Origin of the sequence: Streptomyces sp. NPDC059740, assembly GCF_042733155.1 — a bacterium.
Taxonomy (GTDB): domain Bacteria; phylum Actinomycetota; class Actinomycetes; order Streptomycetales; family Streptomycetaceae; genus Streptomyces.
Genome location: NZ_JBHWGP010000023.1, coordinates 19,332 through 33,568, shown reverse-complemented (window position 1 = coordinate 33,568; position 14,237 = coordinate 19,332). Strand labels below are relative to the sequence as shown.

Annotated in this window: 14 protein-coding genes and 4 pseudogenes; 9 read left to right on the top strand and 9 right to left on the bottom strand. The window is 69.8% G+C overall.

Features of this window, described 5'->3' with window-relative positions:
• A pseudogene (locus tag ACFV3R_RS23380) lies at window positions 1–380 on the bottom strand (hypothetical protein); the annotation flags it as partial.
• Window positions 381–563: 183 nt separating this feature from the next.
• Here ACFV3R_RS23380 and ACFV3R_RS23375 point away from each other — a divergent pair.
• Both ACFV3R_RS23375 and ACFV3R_RS23370 read left to right on the top strand, forming a co-directional pair.
• On the top strand, window positions 564–914 hold the full coding sequence (locus tag ACFV3R_RS23375; RefSeq protein WP_385586352.1) for a hypothetical protein: 351 nt from the start codon (window positions 564–566) through the stop codon (window positions 912–914).
• A gap of 95 nt (window positions 915–1,009) precedes the next feature.
• Entirely contained in the window at window positions 1,010–1,171 is a 162-nt protein-coding gene (locus ACFV3R_RS23370; protein ID WP_385586349.1) for a DUF1360 domain-containing protein, read from the top strand.
• Here ACFV3R_RS23370 and ACFV3R_RS23365 read toward each other — a convergent pair.
• Both ACFV3R_RS23365 and ACFV3R_RS23360 read right to left on the bottom strand, forming a co-directional pair.
• Window positions 1,096–1,383: a hypothetical protein gene (locus ACFV3R_RS23365; protein ID WP_385586516.1), complete on the bottom strand. Its 288-nt coding sequence runs from the start codon at window positions 1,381–1,383 to the stop codon at window positions 1,096–1,098. The genes ACFV3R_RS23370 and ACFV3R_RS23365 overlap by 76 nt on opposite strands.
• Before the next feature lie 103 nt (window positions 1,384–1,486).
• Window positions 1,487–2,506 (bottom strand): SDR family oxidoreductase, encoded by a 1,020-nt coding sequence (locus ACFV3R_RS23360; protein WP_385586346.1) that lies wholly within the window; start codon window positions 2,504–2,506, stop codon window positions 1,487–1,489.
• A gap of 229 nt (window positions 2,507–2,735) precedes the next feature.
• On the opposite strand from ACFV3R_RS23360, the gene ACFV3R_RS23355 reads away from it, so the two are divergent.
• Both ACFV3R_RS23355 and ACFV3R_RS23350 read left to right on the top strand, forming a co-directional pair.
• Window positions 2,736–3,851 (top strand): calcium:proton antiporter, encoded by a 1,116-nt coding sequence (locus tag ACFV3R_RS23355; RefSeq protein WP_385586343.1) that lies wholly within the window; start codon window positions 2,736–2,738, stop codon window positions 3,849–3,851.
• Window positions 3,852–4,114: 263 nt separating this feature from the next.
• Entirely contained in the window at window positions 4,115–4,642 is a 528-nt protein-coding gene (locus tag ACFV3R_RS23350) for an HAD domain-containing protein (RefSeq protein ID WP_385586340.1), read from the top strand.
• Window positions 4,643–4,692: 50 nt separating this feature from the next.
• On the opposite strand, the gene ACFV3R_RS23345 is transcribed toward ACFV3R_RS23350, so the two are convergent.
• Together ACFV3R_RS23345 and ACFV3R_RS23340 are read right to left on the bottom strand one after the other, a co-directional pair.
• Window positions 4,693–5,388 carry an HAD family hydrolase gene (locus ACFV3R_RS23345; protein WP_385586336.1) on the bottom strand — a complete coding sequence of 232 codons (696 nt, stop codon included), beginning with the start codon at window positions 5,386–5,388 and terminating at the stop codon, window positions 4,693–4,695.
• Window positions 5,389–5,433: 45 nt separating this feature from the next.
• Complete coding sequence (locus ACFV3R_RS23340; protein ID WP_385586333.1) at window positions 5,434–6,246, bottom strand: hypothetical protein; 813 nt, start codon at window positions 6,244–6,246, stop codon at window positions 5,434–5,436.
• 696 nt (window positions 6,247–6,942) lie between these two features.
• Here ACFV3R_RS23340 and ACFV3R_RS23335 point away from each other — a divergent pair.
• Window positions 6,943–7,938, top strand: coding sequence for an NAD(P)H-dependent flavin oxidoreductase (locus tag ACFV3R_RS23335; RefSeq protein WP_385586330.1), 996 nt, complete (start codon window positions 6,943–6,945; stop codon window positions 7,936–7,938).
• Window positions 7,939–8,084: 146 nt separating this feature from the next.
• A pseudogene (locus ACFV3R_RS23330) lies at window positions 8,085–8,348 on the top strand (transposase family protein); the annotation flags it as partial.
• A gap of 198 nt (window positions 8,349–8,546) precedes the next feature.
• On the opposite strand, the gene ACFV3R_RS23325 reads toward ACFV3R_RS23330, so the two are convergent.
• Window positions 8,547–8,762: a hypothetical protein gene (locus ACFV3R_RS23325; protein WP_385586327.1), complete on the bottom strand. Its 216-nt coding sequence runs from the start codon at window positions 8,760–8,762 to the stop codon at window positions 8,547–8,549.
• Window positions 8,763–8,768: 6 nt separating this feature from the next.
• Between ACFV3R_RS23325 and ACFV3R_RS23320 the strand changes: the two genes are divergently transcribed.
• The 3 genes from ACFV3R_RS23320 (at window position 8,769) to ACFV3R_RS23310 (ending at window position 12,186) form a co-directional block, all read left to right on the top strand.
• Window positions 8,769–9,038 carry a hypothetical protein gene (locus tag ACFV3R_RS23320; protein ID WP_385586324.1) on the top strand — a complete coding sequence of 90 codons (270 nt, stop codon included), beginning with the start codon at window positions 8,769–8,771 and terminating at the stop codon, window positions 9,036–9,038.
• 866 nt (window positions 9,039–9,904) lie between these two features.
• Entirely contained in the window at window positions 9,905–11,239 is a 1,335-nt protein-coding gene (locus ACFV3R_RS23315; RefSeq protein ID WP_385586321.1) for a VanZ family protein, read from the top strand.
• 191 nt (window positions 11,240–11,430) lie between these two features.
• Window positions 11,431–12,186 carry a transposase family protein gene (locus ACFV3R_RS23310; protein ID WP_385586318.1) on the top strand — a complete coding sequence of 252 codons (756 nt, stop codon included), beginning with the start codon at window positions 11,431–11,433 and terminating at the stop codon, window positions 12,184–12,186.
• Between the two features lie 12 nt (window positions 12,187–12,198).
• Here ACFV3R_RS23310 and ACFV3R_RS23305 read toward each other — a convergent pair.
• The 3 genes and pseudogenes from ACFV3R_RS23305 to ACFV3R_RS23295 all read right to left on the bottom strand — a co-directional run bounded on the left by ACFV3R_RS23305 (window position 12,199) and on the right by ACFV3R_RS23295 (window position 14,225).
• A pseudogene (locus tag ACFV3R_RS23305) lies at window positions 12,199–13,147 on the bottom strand (IS630 family transposase).
• Window positions 13,139–13,267 (bottom strand): annotated as a pseudogene (locus tag ACFV3R_RS23300) (transposase); the annotation flags it as partial. The pseudogenes ACFV3R_RS23300 and ACFV3R_RS23305, both read right to left, overlap by 9 nt.
• A gap of 109 nt (window positions 13,268–13,376) precedes the next feature.
• Entirely contained in the window at window positions 13,377–14,225 is an 849-nt protein-coding gene (locus tag ACFV3R_RS23295) for an alpha/beta fold hydrolase (RefSeq protein WP_385586317.1), read from the bottom strand.
• Between the last annotated feature and the right edge of the window lie 12 nt (window positions 14,226–14,237).

The following is a 14,237-nucleotide window of genomic DNA, read 5'->3' as shown; positions in this document are numbered from 1 at the left end:
ATCGCCAGCCTCTTAGTGTATCCGACGCCGTGGGAGAGTACGGCCAACTTCCCGGGCAGGAGGTGGAGTTGACCGCCGAAGCTGGCGGAGATCGCGAGGTCCACCGGTGTCCTGAGGGCCTGCTCCCAGGGCAGGACGGGAAGTTGCAGGTCGGCGAAGAGGTCACCGATCCCGTCCTGGAAGACGGACGACTCGGTGGAGGTGACCAGGACCTGGAGCCGGAAGTCGTCGTGGAAGAGCGGCAACACGTCCAGCAGACGACCGGCCGAGGTCACGTTGTGCACGACCAGCAGCACCCGGCGCAAGGCCCGGCGGCTCGTCCACCGCTCGGAGTCCTTCCCCACCGGCACCCGGAGCGTCGGCGGATCGAGCGGCCCCACCGGCCACCTCCTCACTGACGTCCGGCCTCAACGTGGCTGTCGGCCCACTTCGCTCACCCTACCCAGGGGTGGGGGAGACGTGGCGGGCCCCCGGAACCGGCCCGCCACGAACACTCCGCCCCCCGGCAGCGCGGAGGGACGTTCCCGCCCTCGGCCGGTCCACCGGTGGATAGAGTCGGCGCCATGCCCTCCGCACTGGTGATCGGATACGACCCGCACGCCATACCCGGCGTCGACGCCGACGCGCTCCGCGCCGCCCTGGACGCCGAGCTGGCGCGGTTCGCTGACCACGGCGTCGACGCCGCCATGACGCTCGTGGCCTTCGACGAGTCGGCCGCGTCGACCCTCGCTTCGGCGCTGGCCGAGCGGCTCTGGGACGTGGTGGTCATCGGCGGCGGCATCCGCAAGGCGGAGCAGCTCCTCCCGCTCTTCGAGGAGACCGTCAACCTGGTCCGGCGGCACGCACCGCAGGCGGCGATCGCCTTCAACACCAGTGGCGGGGACAGCGTCGAGGCGGCACAGCGCCACTTCTGAGCCGTCTCCCGCTCGCCGTCCGCCCCTACTCGGCCTGCTGCGCTGCGGCGTAGGCGTACTGGAGGAAGTCCGCCCCCGCCACCGCGGTCAGTGCGGTGCTGCTGGCCGCGGCCACCCACAAGCTCTCGCGTCTGGTGGCGAAGGACCCCATCACCAGTCCGCTGCGTGCGCCCTTCACCCGTTACCAGGGCACCAGCGCGCCCTCGGAGCTGGCCGAGGAGGTGCGGGGGGCACGGTGCCCGGCACACCGTCGGTGAACTGCTGACCTGTCCGTTCTGGTGTCCCGCCCGGACAGCCGGGGAGCCGGGCGGGACAGGGCCCGGGCCGCGGCGACGGCGCCCGCCACCGCACCCCCGAAGACGCCCAGGGCCCCGACGTACCCCTTGAGCGGACGCTCGGCGCCCGCGGCGTACTCGTGGGCGTGCTGCCGGGCCTGCTCCTCGGCCTGACGCACCAGGTTCTCCGACATGTCTCCTCCAGAGACCGACCAGTCCTGCGGTTCACGGGTGGTCGCAAGGCGGGCGCCCCACCGCCCCGCACCGGCTTCGGCCGGCGGGCTGGACGGCGGACCGTCAGCCGCGGCGCAGCCGGGCGGTCGTGTAGGCAGCAGCCGCGAGCAGGCCGGCGCCCGCCGCGGAGGCCACCGGCCAGTTCCGCACCCACCACTGCTGCGCCGAGCGGGAGTGCGCCTCGTCGTCGAAGGCACCGTGCGCGCCGTGGTCCTGCCCCTCGGCCTCGTCCACCGGCTCCCACAGGTTGTGCGGCCGGTCCGGTGCCACGATCTCCTCACCCTGCTGGGCGTCGAAGCCCGTCCGGGCCAGGTAGCGGTCGAGCAGGGGAGCGGCGAAGCGGTTGGCCGCCACGGTGGCGACCGTCGATCCGCCCACCCAGTGCTGACGCCGGGCGGGGTGGTCCGCGGCGTGCAGCACACCCCGCGCGGCCACCTCGGGCTGGTAGACCGGGGCCACCGGCCGCGGGTGGCGTGGGAGCCGTGAGAGCACCCAGGTGAACTGCGGCGTGTTCACCGCGGGCATCTGCGCGATGGTGACCTGGACGCCGCTGCCCTCGTGCAGGAGCTCGGTGCGGAGGCTGGAGGTGAAGCCGTTGATGGCGTGCTTGGCGCCGCAGTACACCGACTGCAGCGGAACGCTGCGTTCCCCCAGCGCCGAACCGACCTGGACGATGGTCCCGCGGTCCCGGGGGCGCATGACGTCGAGCGCGGCTCGCGTCCCGTTGACGAACCCGAGGTAGGTGACGTGGGTGGCACGCTCGTACTCCGCGGGCGACACCTCCCAGAACGGGGCGAGGACGGTGGCGAAGGCGGCGTTCACCCATACGTCCACCGGCCCCAGCTCCGCCTCGACGCGTCGGGCCGCCGCCGTCACCTGCTCGTGCTCCGACACGTCGGTGGGCACCACCAGGGCCTCGCCGCCCGCCTGCCGGACGTCCGCAGCCGCGGCCTCCAGGCCCGCCCGGCCCCGGGCCAGCAGCGCCACCCGGTCACCGCGTGCCGCGAAGGCCCGAGCCGTCGCCCGGCCGATGCCGCCGCTCGCTCCCGTGACCACCACCACCCGACTGCGCCGCGCACCCATGACGGACTCCTTCCTCACCCGCGGAACCTGCGCCCGCGGCATCCCGGTGGCACTTCCCCACCCGACCTCATCTCCCGCCTTCCCAGCGCGGCGGCCTGCTCCACACGGCGCAGTGTGGTGCGCGACACGGGGCACCCGCGGCCGCGGTCGGCCACCGGTCCGGTGAACCCGGCTGCGTGTGGGGCCGCGTCCGCCCCGCGACCGCCCGCCCTGGTGCGAGGCTCGCCAGATGAGCGCTCGGTTGCCCGCATCCCTGTTCCACTGGACGGTGCTCGCGCCGGTGTTGTCCGTGGCGCTCCTCGGCCTGACGTGGGGCCGGACACTTCCGGGCTGGCTCGTCGCGGTCGCCTCCTGCTTCCTGGCCGCCGCCGTGCTCGCCGCCGTCCACCACGCGGAGGTCGTCGCGCACCGGGTCGGGGAGCCGTTCGGCTCGCTGGTGCTGGCCGTCGCCGTCACTGTCATCGAGGTCGCGCTGATCGTGACCCTGATGGCCGACGGCGGGGACAAGAGCGCCTCCCTCGCCCGGGACACGGTCTTCGCCGCCGTGATGATCACCTGCAACGGCATCGTCGGCCTGTGCCTGGTGGTCGGCGCCCTCCGCCGCGGCGTCGCCGTGTTCAACGCCCGGGGCACCGGCACCGCACTGGCGGCCATCGCCACCCTGGCCACCCTCTCCCTGGTCCTGCCCACGTTCACCACCAGCACCCCCGGCCCCCGCTTCAGCGGCCTCCAGCTGGTGTACGCCGCCACCGCCTCGGTGGTGCTCTACGCCCTGTTCGTGGCGACCCAGACGGTCCGCCACCGCTCGTACTTCCTGCCGGTCACCCATGAAGGCAAGGTGATCGACGAGTCCGGTGCCGTCGACGAGACGCACGCCGACCGGCCGTCCGCGCGGGCGGCGCTGGGCAGCCTGGGTCTCCTCCTGCTCTCCCTGGTGGGCGTGGTGGCGCTGGCCAAGAGCGTCTCGCCGGCCGTCGAGGCGGGCGTCGCCGCCGCCGGACTGCCCTCCGCCGTGGTGGGGGTGATCATCGCCCTGCTCGTGCTGCTGCCCGAGAGCATCGCGGCGGTCCGGGCCGCCCGCCGCGACCGGGTCCAGACCAGCCTCAACCTCGGCTTCGGTTCGGCCATGGCGAGCATCGGACTGACCATCCCGGCCGTGGCCGCCGCCTCCGTGTGGCTGCCCGGACGCCTGGTCCTGGGCCTGGACGCCACGCACATCGTCCTGCTCGTGCTGACCGTGGCCGTCGGCACGCTGACCGTGGTCCCGGGCCGGGCCGTGCTCCTCCAGGGCGCGGTGCACCTGGCCGTGCTGGCCGGCTACCTGGTCCTCGCCCTCAGCCCGTGACCGCCCGTCCGGCGCGACCTGGCGGCCACCGGTTGCGTCCCCGCGCCGACCGGGGGAGGGTGGGCGCTCTCGTGAGGCGGCCCGGGCCGTGGCCCGCATCGCCCGGCCGCCCCGGTGGGGAGGTACGGCCCATGGCGGAGGCGGACGGCACCTCGCGACGGGACGGAGCGCGGGACGGCCCCGCTCCGGGTGGGGCCGCAGCCGGCGGGATCGCTGCCGGCGGGGTCACGCGTCGCAGGCCGTGGCGCCGGAGCCGGCCAGCCGTGCCGGAGGCCGACCGGCCGCTGCTCTTCCTCGACGTCGACGGTCCGCTCAACCCGTGGCGGGCCGCACCACCGCACCCCGCGGGGTACGCCGAGTACCGGATGCGGCCCACCGGGTGGGAAGCGCCGCGCGAGGCACTGCGGGTGTGGCTCGACCCCGGACACGGTGACCGCCTGCTCGCGCTCGGCTGCCGACTGGTGTGGGCCACCACCTGGCAGGAACAGGCCAACACCTGGATCGGACCGGTGCTCGGCCTGCCCGAACTGCCCTGCGTCCACTGGACCGCGGCCGGCACCGCCGACCCGCACGGCGTCCACTGGAAGACGCGACGGCTGGTGCGGTGGGCCGCAGGCAGGCCGTTCGCCTGGGTCGACGACGAGATCACCGCGCCGGACCGCTCCTGGGTGCTGCGACACCACCCGGGGCCCGCCCTGCTCTACCCCGTCGACCCCGCCGTCGGGCTGGTCCCCGAGGACTTCGAGGCGCTCGCCTCCTGGGCCGAGGGGACCCGCGGCGCAGGAGGGTGACGCCGCACGGCGGGGCCGTCAGGGCCCCGGGCCCTCAGGGCCCCGGGCCCTCAGGACACCAGCTCCAGTACCGGCAGCAGCCCGGCCGGCCGTTCGGTCACCGGCAAGTGGTCCACCGGCAGGAACCCGCAGCCCAGCGCCGTGGCCCCGCCGTCCGCCCGCCGGTCGTCCCCCACCATGACCGTCGCGGCCGGGTCCACCGACAACGCCCGGCAAGCCAGGCGGAACAACCGCGGGTCGGGCTTCTGCACGCCGTGCTCGTAGGAGAGCACGCAGGTGTCGACATGGCGTTCCAGTCCGTGGGCGCGCAGCACCGGCCGGAGGTCCCAGCCGATGTTGCTCACCACGGCCACCCGCTTGCCCCGCTCCTGCAGGGTGCGCAGCACCTGCTCCGCGTCCGGGTACGGGCGCCACGCCTCGGGCGTCATGTGGTGGTCGTAGAGGACGTTGTAGAGGGCCTCGTCAGGCAGCTCGACCTGGCGGGCCAGGCCGGTGTAGAGCTGCCGGTGGCGGGTGGCGTCCACATCCCTGACCTGCCACAGCTCGGTGAGGTGGTCAGGCAGTCGCGCCGGGGTGGAACCACCCGGCAGCGCCCCCGCCTCGTCCAGCGCCGCGACGGCCCGGTCGAACGCGGCAGGCGCCATGTCCACCCCTGTCTCGGTAAGGGCCCGTCGCAACCAGTCGGCCACCGGCGCCACGCGCATCAGCGTCCCGGAGAAGTCGAACAGCACGGCATCGATCGTCATGGGGGCAGCATGGCGCACCGGGCCGGCGGCGCACGCTCGTCCCGGTCACGCCAACCCGTCGGCCGTCCCCCGTGACCGCAGCTGACGCAGGGTCCAGCCGTGGCCGGCCGGGTCCAGTGCGGCCGTCGCCGTGGTGAAGAGTTCCGCGGCCCGGCGGTAGGACAACCGCCCCCGCCCGGTCACGGGGCAGCGGTCGGCGTGCGGTGCGCCGGCCGGTGCCCGCCGGTCGGTCAGGAAGACCGGGCCGCTGCTCCGGCCCACGAGGTGCAGGGTCAGCAACCGGGCCGTGGCGGCGGACCACCTCAACTGCCGCTCGTGGTGTGCGCGGACGCCTTGCCGGTCCGGCCGGAGCGCGGACACGTCCAGGGCCAGCACCTGGGAGACGGTGGCGCCGCTGTCGTACAGCAGGTGCCACAGCGTCTGCTCCCGCAGCGGTGCGGGCAGCCTCAGGACGGCGCGCAGCTGCGCCGGCGAGAGCCGGTGCGCGGGCGTCGGGGCCCCCGGACCGCCCGGCACCCAGGAGACCTCCCCGGCGCCCAGCCAACCCTGCTCCCGCCACCAGCCCAGGGCGGACCGCAGAACCGAGACCTCCCGGCTCACCGTCCGCGGTCCGGCGGACTGCGTCCTGCGGGCATGAGCGGCGTCCAGCAACTCCCCGGCGGCCGGGGACGCCAGGACGTCCAGCAGGAGCACCGGCACCGCCGCCCTCCGCCGCTCCGCCCCCTGCGGCGGCGTCCGGCCGACCAGCAGCCACGCCCACGTCTCCAGGGCGATCCGGTACACCCGGCGCGAGGCCGCGCCCAGGGAAGCCGCGTCGAGGTAGCGCTCGACGGCCACGGCGTACTCGACCGGTTTCACTTCTTCTCCCGTGGTGACGGAATCCGGTGAGGCCGGAGTCATGTTTCGAGGTGTTTTCCCCGAGGCGGACGCTTCGGCTACGGGTTCCACGGCAACGGCTTCCCGTTGATGATTCCGCAGCGGCGGGGCCGTGGCTAGAGGAGCGCGGTCGCGGGCCCCCGGGGGTATGTGGTGACAGGCGGCGCGGTAAGCGGCAGTGGGCGTTTTCCATCGTGGGTCCGAGCCGGCGCGCCGCGGTGGTCCTTGTCAGCCCTACAGGTGACGTGGGCGCGGGTGAGGGCTCCTGGGCACACGGGTGGCCGTTGCGGAGACGGGGATGGGCGGGCAGGGCCTGACGGCCGGCGCTCAGGCGCCTCCAGCGGGTGCCGAGCTCCCGGCGGCGCTGCCGCAGCTCGGCGGACGGGAAACGTCGAACCCCGTCTACCGGGGACTTCACCCGTCTGTCAGGTCAACCCCGTGCTCAATTCAGCAGGTTGCGAAGAGATGACTGGTAGAACCTGGATACTTGACGCTGCCTCCTACAGAATGATCGCGGGGAGGCAGGGTGGTTGGAGACGTGAGCCTCCACGTTCGAGCGCGACTTACCTTCACGAGCCCCACTAACGCAGGTGGTCGGCCGGAAGCGCGGACATTGCATGAAGCTGCCTCCTGTCCTGTGTTGCCGCCCCACCGTGTCACCGAAGAAAACGAGAAGCCATGCATGGCACCCTGCGTACTCCTTTCTGCGACCTCGTCGGCATTGCCGCGCCCGTGGTCCAGGCGCCGATCGGTGGGCCCTGCGTGCCCGCGCTGGCGGCCGCCGTCAGTGAGGCCGGGGGCTTGGGAACTCTCGCGGCGAGTTGGGACGACCACGAGACCCTCCGTAAGCGGATACGCCAGACGGCACAGCTCACCTCGGCGCCGTTCGCCGTCAACCTGATCCTCAACTGGCGGCAGGAGGATCGGTTGTCGGTGTGCCTGGAGGAGGGAGTACGCGTCATTTCGACCTTCTGGGGCGACCCGGCGCCGCTCACGGCGCAGATTCACCGCGCCGGCGCCCTCCACCTCCACACGGTCTCCTCCGCACTGGAGGCGCGGCAGGCCGTTGACGCCGGCGTCGACGTGATCGTGGCTCAGGGCTGGGAGGCCGGCGGGCACCTTTGGGGGCGAACGGCAACGCTCCCGCTGGTACCGGCGATCGTCGACGCGGTGTCGCCGGTGCCGGTTGTCGCTGCCGGCGGCATCGCGGACGGCCGCGGCCTGGCCGCTGCCCTGGCCCTGGGTGCGGACGCAGCGTGGATCGGCACCCGCTTCCTGCTGTCCGAGGAGGCGGCCACAGCCGAGGCCTATCGGCACGCCCTGGTTCAGGCCCGGGAGAACGACACCGTCGACGGCGTCATCTTCGACAAGGGGTGGCCTGCGCCTCACCGAGCCCTGCGCAACAGCACGGTACGGAGCTGGGAGGCGGCCGGCCGCCCCTCTCCCGAGGACGCCCGCCCTGGGGAGCACGACATCCTGGGGAGCACCGACGACGGCACGCCCATCGAGCGTTATGCCGATGTGGCCCCCACCCGCGACATGACAGGCCAGGAGGAGGCCATGGCGCTCTACGCCGGTCAGTCCGTGGGTCTTGTCGAGGAGACTCTGCCGGCCGCGGACATCGTTCGTGCGCTCGTTGACGAGGCCGACATGGCGCTGCGTCGTTTCCACTGAGTTGACCTGCGATTACACAGAATGAGCCTTTTCCAACCTGGCTGGGCGGGTGGTCGGTTGGGGGCGAGGGGGTGGTGTCTGGGTATGAAGAAGCTCCTGGTAAACGGGTTCACGACCAAGATCGCCTGTCCACCAGGAGCTTCCGCGTGCTTGTCTACCGGTCCGGCATCGATGTGTCCACCTCGACCTTGCGGTACCTGTCCGCTCGCCTGCGGGCTCGCCGCGAGGCACGCGGAACGCGTTGGCGTCGCGTGAGCGCGGGCCGCCAGGCCCTGCTGGTCTTGGCGCACCTGCGCTGCGGCCATACCTACGCCCAACTGGCGGCAGGATTCGGTGTCGGAACCACGACCGCCTATCGGTACGTCGCCGAGGCCATCGACGTCCTGGCGTCGTACGAGCCGACCCCGGCCGCCCGCCAGGTTCGTTCGGACGGAGTTCCGCGCCCCACCCGCACCGGGGCGGCCGCCTGTACCCGCCCGCGGCCGCGGATCACGTTCCGCCGGGGCCCGGCTGGGCGCCCGGCACCCCGCCTCACCAAGGTGTGAGGCGGACGAGGAGCCGGTTCGAACAGCGGCAGCCCCGGTCGGCGAGCGGAGACGCCGAGGGTCTCAGTCCAGGTGGAGGAAGGCCCGGACGTCGTTGTAGCCGTCCAGGGCCCGCTCGTCCAGGTCTGAGGGGTCGGCCGCGGCGCGGCCGGCCAGCGACTGCGCCAGTGCGAGAGCTTCGTCGCTGAGGTGTCCGAAGCGTCGAGCGGTATGGCCCAGGCAAAGGCCGGCCAGCCCCAGGAGAGGGCTGCCCGGCGCGGCCCGCCTTGCGACCTCCATGCACCAGTGCTCGACGAAGTCCCGGTCCTCGTCGTCCAACGCGCTTCCCACGAGGACTTCTGCGGACCCACTCCCGTCGGCGGGGTCCTGCAGGACGCGCTCCCTCTGGACGAGCTGGTCGGCGCCTGCCCGCGCACCACCGTTATCTCCACGACCGCCCCTGACCCTGGGGCCGCGCGGTCGGGGCGGCGTGTGGGCCGGACCGAACGCGACGCCCTGGCCCGCATCGCCGCTGGCTGCCCCACCACCACCGTCGACTACAACATGGCCCCCTGACATGCAGCTCTCCCCTACGAGTTCAACCTCAGTAACTCGGCTCCATGCATAGCGCAATCGGCATTGAGACAAGTGCCTGTAACGGCCACGCGTGTGGTGCAAATGGGTGATTATGGAAGGGAGTGATGTCGATCCTGGTGTCGTGGCGTGGCCTGCATGGTCGTTATGTCCCCTTGTGGCGGCTTGTCCATTCGTGAACTCCCAAGGGTGTGCGGTCGAGTTGTAGTCGGGTGTAGCCGAGAAGTGTTGATTGCGTGCAATATGTGAACGTTGTAGATTTTCCTTGTCGGACTCCGTGACGATGTGGGGGCGGGGGATATGCTTTTCGGCAACCTTTCGTTCTCCAATTTATGAGGCGAGAGGAAAGACGATGAGATCTATCAAGCGACTGGGACGGGGCGTCGCAGTGCTGTGCCTGACCGGAATTGCCATCGGTTCTGGCGTAGGTGCTCAGGCGGCAACTGTTCAGCCCCACCTGGGAGGCACAACGGGGTGCCCCTCGAGTGGTTATATCGAGAGTTACTTCTCATGCACTTCGCTGTCCAACGGAGTGCTGCAGCACTACAAGTACACCAACGATGTCGCAGCAACCGCCTATTACAAGACCGGCGGTTCTGCGACGACGGTGACGCTGGGCTACATCCGCAGCGGGACTGCGCACTACGCCAGCAGTGGGTCAGTATCGTCCGGTGGATCGAAGAGCAACTCTTGGACGGGCGTGCCCTACTGCACGTCGACTGTGGGAGTTATGAAGGCTTCTTCCGGTACGTATCAGACGCCGCCGGCTACCTGCTGAACGTACGCTGCACGTTTTCAGGTTGCGTCGCCCTCAAGGGCGGCGCAACCGCATTTAGGGATGGTAATTCGTGTTCGAAGCGGCCTTTCGAGGTCAGTCCTGGTTCATATTCGTTACGGTTGTGGTGGCGCTCCTACTCGGAGTTGCTGCCTATTCATTGGCGAAACAACGCGGATGGCGGCGCTTCGAGTGGGCGCTGTTTACCGTGCTCTTCACCTCGATCGTCGCAGTGACGCTGGCGATGCCGGGTGGGGGCATACAGCGCAGTGAGTGCGTCCTCAACCGCAACATCTTCGAGCCGCTGATGACCAGTGAGGGCCTCCTCAATCTCGCGATGTACGTCCCGTTGGGGCTCGCCGGCTTCGCGGCAACCAGAGCGGTCGTGCCGACTCTGGTGACCTGCGCCTGCCTCTCCCTGGTCACGGAGGTGTCACAGGCACTCTTGCCGTGGGTCGGCCGTAACTGTGACAGCGGCGACTTCTTCATGAACTCCGCGGGTGGCGCGCTCGGCATCGCACTGGGATGCCTCTACCTGCGCCTGATCCACGCACGAGTTGAACCGCGCCGACTGTGGAAGCCGGCACTGGGCGTTGGAGCCGTGATCTTCGCCGTAGCGGGTGGCACCGCGGCCTTTGGCCTCACGCTCACGGTTGTGGACGCCACCAGCGTGCGGGAGGGCGACAGCGAAGAGCGCTCCGCGGCCGAGCACGCCATCCAGCAAGCCTTCGATGGCCATTACACCGTCAGCCGCGTGCAATTCAGCCCAAGCCTCGCAGGCTCCGGGAAAGGCTTCCTCGACTTCACCCTAAACGGCGGCGCGGGCAGCGCGGAGCTGACCTGGCCGGACAAGAGGACGCTGACCGTATCCCTGGAAAACTCCGACAAGCTGACCGCTATGAGCTTCCCGGTTACGGGAAACCGTACTCCCCCCCACAACGCGCAGGATGCCCAGCGCATCGCCCAGATCTACGCCGACCAGCATTACCCCAAGTCCACACACGGATCCAAGGTCACCGTCGCGAAGGTAGACGCAGCGGGCCGACTGGGCTGGATGGTCAGTTGGCGCAGGGTCAACCCGGAAGGCGTACTCATGCCGATGAGACTCGACGTTGAGGTCAACCGAGCCGGACGCGTTTCCCAACTGCTCACCACCCCCACCGCTGACCCCGGCTCGCTACCTCCCGTCAAGATCAGCGAGCAGAAGGCACGGAGCGCCGGTCAGAAGTCCATCGACGCGCTGTTGACGAACTCGAAGGTGAAGGTTTCGGGAACTCGACTCGAAGCAGCGAACCGAGGAGGGAAATGGCGCACGGAGTACGTAGTCACTTACGTGACCCTCGAAGGGAAACCGTCTGAGGCTGTGAGCTATGTGGACGCTACGACGGGACACGCAACGTCACAGTGACGACTACGGCCAGGGAGGGAAGCGCCACACCAGTGTCGACGTGATGCAATGCGCCCGCATCAGCCAGTGAGCCTTTTCCAACCTGGCTGGGCGGGTGGTCGGTTGGGGGCGAGGGGGTGGTGTCTGGGTATGAAGAAGCTCCTGGTAAACGGGTTTACGGCCAAGATCGCCTGTCCACCAGGAGCTTCCGCGTGCTTGTCTACCGGTCCGGCATCGATGTGTCCACCTCGACCTTGCGGTACCTGCGGGCTCGCCGCGAGGAGCGTGGAACGCGTTGGCGTCGCGTGAGCGCGGGCCGCCAGGCCCTGCTGGTCTTGGCGCACCTGCGCTGCGGCCATACCTACGCCCAACTGGCGGCAGGATTCGGTGTCGGAACCACGGCCGCCTATCGGTACGTCGCCGAGGCCATCGACGTCCTGGCTGCACTCGCGCCGACCCTCGCCGATGCGATGAAGACCGCCTCCACCAAGGCGTTCGTGATGCTGGACGGCGCGCTGCTGCCGATCGACCGGGTCGCAGCCGACCGGCCCTTCTACTCCGGGAAACACAAGAAGCACGGTATGAACGTGCAGGTCATTACCGACCCGGTGGGGCGACTGCTGTGGGCCTCGCCTGCGCTGCCCGGCGCGGTCCACGACATCAAGGCCGCGCGCACCCACGGCATCCTCGACGCCTTGACCGAGGTCGGCGTCGAGTGCTGGGCGGACAAGGGCTACCGCGGTGCCGGCGGCACCATACGGCTGCCCTACTGGGGCCGCTGGGAGACGCTCTCCGCAGGTCAGCAAGCCGTCAACCGCGCCCACGCAAAGATCCGCGCGCTCGTCGAGCAGGCCATGGCCACCCTCAAGACCTGGCGCCTCCTGCGCAAGATCCGCTGCAGCACCACCCGCATCACCCAGCTCATTCAGGCCGTCCTCACCCTGCACCTGCTGAGGTTGAACTCGTGATGTCGCGTGGTGTCAGGTCGTTCTGATCAGCAGGCCGGTCTCGGCAAGGCAGCCGTCGATCAGGTGGCTGCGGTACTGGGTGTGCCTCAGGCCGCGTCGGACGGTCTGAATGAGGTGTCCGGGGGTGCTGGAAGGGGGCGTTGGAGAGCCAGCCGCGTCGTAGGAGCGACCAGATCCCTTCGACGGGGTTGAGGTCGGGTGCGTAGGGCGGCAGGTAGTACATCGTCAACCAGTTCCGGGTCTCAGCGAACTTGCGCAGATCAGCCGCCTTGTGGACGTTGAGGTTGTCCCAGACGAGCACGATCGGGGCACCGAGCTGCTGGTGGGCGGCGATGAGCAGGTCGCGGTAGTCGCGCCAGGAGAAACTTTTGCGTCCGTAGCGTCGGCCGTCGTCGCGGCGGGGTCGGTAGATCAGCCTCGAACGGTGTCCTGGTTTGTAGCAGGTCAGCGCCGCGATGGAGACACGCCTGCGGGAACGGCCGCGAACGCGGATCACCGGGGTGCGGCCACGTGGTGACCAGGTCCGGGCTGTCGGCGGCGTCATGGAGAAGCCGGCTTCGTCCTCGAAGACGAGCCACGCTCCATGGGCCGCCCGCGAGCCTTCCGTGCAGGGCCACACCTCCTTGACCCAGCCGGTGACGGCATCATCGTCCCGCTCGACCGCACGGCGGGCCGGGGCCTGGCAGGACCAACCGTTGCGGACCAGGAGCTTGCGCACGCCCTGGATTGTGTAGGTGAGGTGGAAGCGCCGGCCGATCACCGTCTTGACGCGTGAGAGGGTCCAACGCTGATCCTCCCAGCCGTGCGCGGCCGGACCCTTGGCCAGCTCTGCCTCCAGCTGGGCGAACTGCCGCTCGCTGAGCCTGGGCAGCGACGCCGGCCCCTGCGAGCGCAGGGCCCTGGGACCGTCTTGCTTCCTTGCCCGCCGCCACCGCTGGACCGACCGGACGCTGACACGCAAGTCCTTGGCGATCGCAGTACTGCCCTCACTCCGGGCGAAGCGCTCCGCGGCCTGGGCCCGTAACTCCTCGCGGTACTGGCGCCGTTCGGCGCTCAGCCCGCCACCCTGTGGATACCGCATACCTCGGTCCTACCGCAGACAGCCGACGACCGACAGCCCCTATGACACTACGAGTTCAACCTCAGTGACCTGCTCGAACTGAGGTTGGAAACAGCTCAATGAAAGAGGTTCAGAGATCGTGATCGGACAAGAACGCACGCACCAGCTCGTTGAAGCGAGCGGGCTCCTCGGCAAAGGCGGCGTGATGGGCACCGGGAATGCGGACCACGGCCGAGCGCCAGAGTGAGGTGAACGGCAGAGAATCCACGTACTGCTGGTTGACGAACGGGTCGTCGGCACCGTCGATCATCGCAAGCGGAACTGGAGGCGTAAGCGCAAGTTGCCTCTTGTCTACACCCTCGCCAGCCAATACGGATTCGAACATTCGCTTGCGTGCACGCCCGTCCGCCCTGCTGACGTCCGCGCGGACTGTGGCTGACGCGGGGACGACTGTGGACTGTTCGGCCATTTCCGTTGCTTGCTCGGGGCTCAACACATCCTGGCCGATATATTCGAACGTGGGGTTGTCAAGGAATCCCTGGAATAGGGTTTGATCGTTCACCGGAGGAGTTCCCGTCGTGACGAGCGCCACCACCCCCGGGAACTTGCCCACAAGTTCATATCCAACGTATCCGCCGAGGGACCAGCCAACGACAATTACGCGTGCGATGCCTAGAGAATTAAGCACCTCGATGAGGGTGTCCGCGTATCCCTGATGGGTATAGGCGATGGAGGGCTCGGACGCGTTGTCTGAGTCGCCATGGCCAAGCAGGTCCGCCGCCAGCATGCGTCGCTGCATAGCGCCGTCTGTGAGCTGCGCTCGAAACATCTTCCGCGAGACGGAGTTTCCGTGGACGAACAAGATCGGAACTGCTGAGGCTCGACCGTTCGGATCGGTGTCGAAAAGCGCTACCCGTCCGTAGCGCGTCTTGACGGTTCTGGAGTGGAGTTCGGTGCCGTCCGGCTTTTCAGCAGTCATGTAAGGTAGCCT

Coding starts and splice junctions, on each gene's coding strand:
- ACFV3R_RS23345 (WP_385586336.1), bottom strand. CDS start 5,388: ATGACGATCGATGCCGTGCTGTTCGACTTCTCCGGGACGCTGATGCGC.
- ACFV3R_RS23365 (WP_385586516.1), bottom strand. CDS start 1,383: ATGTCGGAGAACCTGGTGCGTCAGGCCGAGGAGCAGGCCCGGCAGCAC.
- ACFV3R_RS23360 (WP_385586346.1), bottom strand. CDS start 2,506: ATGGGTGCGCGGCGCAGTCGGGTGGTGGTGGTCACGGGAGCGAGCGGC.
- ACFV3R_RS23325 (WP_385586327.1), bottom strand. CDS start 8,762: ATGGAGGTCGCAAGGCGGGCCGCGCCGGGCAGCCCTCTCCTGGGGCTG.
- ACFV3R_RS23295 (WP_385586317.1), bottom strand. CDS start 14,225: ATGACTGCTGAAAAGCCGGACGGCACCGAACTCCACTCCAGAACCGTC.
- ACFV3R_RS23335 (WP_385586330.1), top strand. CDS start 6,943: ATGCATGGCACCCTGCGTACTCCTTTCTGCGACCTCGTCGGCATTGCC.
- ACFV3R_RS23375 (WP_385586352.1), top strand. CDS start 564: ATGCCCTCCGCACTGGTGATCGGATACGACCCGCACGCCATACCCGGC.
- ACFV3R_RS23355 (WP_385586343.1), top strand. CDS start 2,736: ATGAGCGCTCGGTTGCCCGCATCCCTGTTCCACTGGACGGTGCTCGCG.